Origin of the sequence: Azospirillum sp. B506 (assembly GCF_000333595.1) — a bacterium.
In the GTDB taxonomy this organism is placed as follows: Bacteria; Pseudomonadota; Alphaproteobacteria; order Azospirillales; family Azospirillaceae; genus Azospirillum.
This window is the reverse complement of the sequence record NZ_BADK01000217.1, coordinates 1-2,198: the sequence shown is the minus strand read 5'-3', so window position 1 is coordinate 2,198 and position 2,198 is coordinate 1. Positions and strand designations below refer to the sequence as shown.

Genomic DNA, 2,198 nt, shown 5'->3' with positions numbered 1-2,198 from the left:
TTCAGGATGGGGGCGACGGCAGCAACTATCTCCAGACCGTCCGCTTCCAGGACGGGACGGAGGTGCTGTTGTCGAATCCGGCGCTGCGGCTGGAAACGGTCGGCGGCGATGGCGGCGAGGCTCTGTTCGGCTATGGCAACGGCGATCTGATCGACGGGCGGGGCGGCAACGACCTGCTGGCCGGCTATGGCGGCGACGACACGCTGGTCGGCGGCACCGGCCGTGACGAGTTGCATGGCGGCGACGGCAACGACCTGCTGGACAGCCGGGCCGATCTGGCGGGAAGCGGCGACTTCGACGTCGCCTATGGCGAGGGGGGCGACGACACCCTGCTGGGCGGCGGCGGCAACGACAATCTGTCGGGCGGCGATGGCGACGACAGCCTCGATGGCGGTGCAGGCGACGACATGCTTGCCGGCGGTGCCGGCGACGACCGGCTGACGGGCGGGGACGGCGTCGATACACTGGTGGGCGGCATCGGACGGGACACGCTGGAGGGCGGCGATGCCAACGACACCCTGTCGGGTGAGGCCGGCGACGACAGTCTCGATGGCGGTGCCGGCAACGACGGGCTTGGTGGTGGTGCCGACGATGACCGGCTTTCCGGTGGGAGCGGTGACGACACTCTGGTGGGCGGCACCGGCCGGGATGTGCTGGAAGGTGGCGACGGCAACGACAGCCTGGTTGGCGATGCCGGGTCGGGAAGCGGCACCTACCTGTTCGAGACGAGGGAAACGGTGTTCAATGGTGCCTTCTCGGTCACCTGGACCACGCAGGACTATGTTCCCCGCCTGACCGGCGACGTGAATGGCGATGGCCGGGCGGACATCGTCGGTTTCTCCAGCAGCTCTGTCCAGATCGCTCTCGGGCAGGCGGACGGCAGCTTCGGACCCGTCAAGGTCGCCTACAACGGGGAGTTCACGCCGACCTATGGCGGCTGGACCAGTCAGAACGTCAATCCCCGGCAACTGGCCGACGTGAATGGCGATGGCCGGATGGACATCGTCGGCTTCGCGAGCAGCGAGGTGCGGGTGGCCCTGGGCCAAGCGGATGGAACTTTCGCGACGGCACAGACGGCGCTGAGCGGCACTCTGACTTCCGGCACGACCTGGACCAGCATGGGGCAGTATCCCCGCCTGCTTGGCGATGTGAACGGCGATGGCAGGGCCGACATTGTCGGCTTCTCCAGCTCCTCCGTGGTCATCGCCCTTGGACAGGCGGACGGAAGTTTCGGGGCTGTGAAGGTGGCTTTCAGTGGCAACTTCACGACCGGCTATGGTGGCTGGTCCAACGGAAATGACTATCCGCGTCTTCTCGGCGATGTCGATGGCGATGGTATGGCCGACATTGTCGGCTTCGGTTCCTCCCAGGTCTACGTCGCCCGTGGCAGGGCCGACGGCACCTTCGGCCCGATCATCACCGCCTACAGCGACAACTTCACAAAGGATTCGGGCGGCTGGACAACCCAGGACCAATATCCCCGTGAACTGGCGGATGTGAACGGCGATGGACGGATGGACATCGTCGGCTTCGCGTCCAACGGAGCCTATGTGTCGTTCGGTCGGGAGGATGGAACCTTCAGCCGGATTCGTCTCGGCATCAGCGATTACGGCTATAACGGCTGGAGCAACTACAACAGCTACCCGCGGCAGGTCGCCGATGTCGATGGCGACGGTCGCGCCGACATCGTCGGCTTCGGCTCCAACAGCGTCGTGGTGTCCAGGTCGGTGGACAACGATGACACGCTGAGCGGCGGGGCGGGGGACGACACGCTGGCCGGCGGGCTGGGTAACGATGTCTACCGTTTCGGACGCGGGGACGGGCGGGATCGCATCGTCGAGAATGACAGCGACATCGGCAACGACCGGCTGGTGTTCGAGGCCGGCATCGATGCCCACCAGCTCTGGTTCACCAAATCGGGCAGCGACCTGGAGGTGCAGGTGGTCGGAACGGCCGACAAGGTGACCATCGCCGGCTGGTACAGTGGTGCCGAGCACCATATGGACAGCATGGAAACCGCCGATGGGACCGTGCTGCTGGATTCGATGGTGGACGGGCTGGTCCAGGCCATGGCCGGCTTCGCTCCGCCAACGGCCGGGACGATGAGCATCGATCCCGATCTCTATCCGTCCGTGGAGCATGCCATCACCGCCGCATGGCGGTGATGGGGCGACTGACCGGGGCAGAAGGAATGGGCA

1 protein-coding gene is annotated in these 2,198 nt (G+C 66.0%); it reads left to right on the top strand.

Features of this window, described 5'->3' with window-relative positions:
- The coding region (locus tag I71_RS34850; protein ID WP_049975973.1) for an FG-GAP-like repeat-containing protein at nt 1–2,165 on the top strand (2,165 nt) is incomplete at its 5' end.
- Between the last annotated feature and the right edge of the window lie 33 nt (nt 2,166–2,198).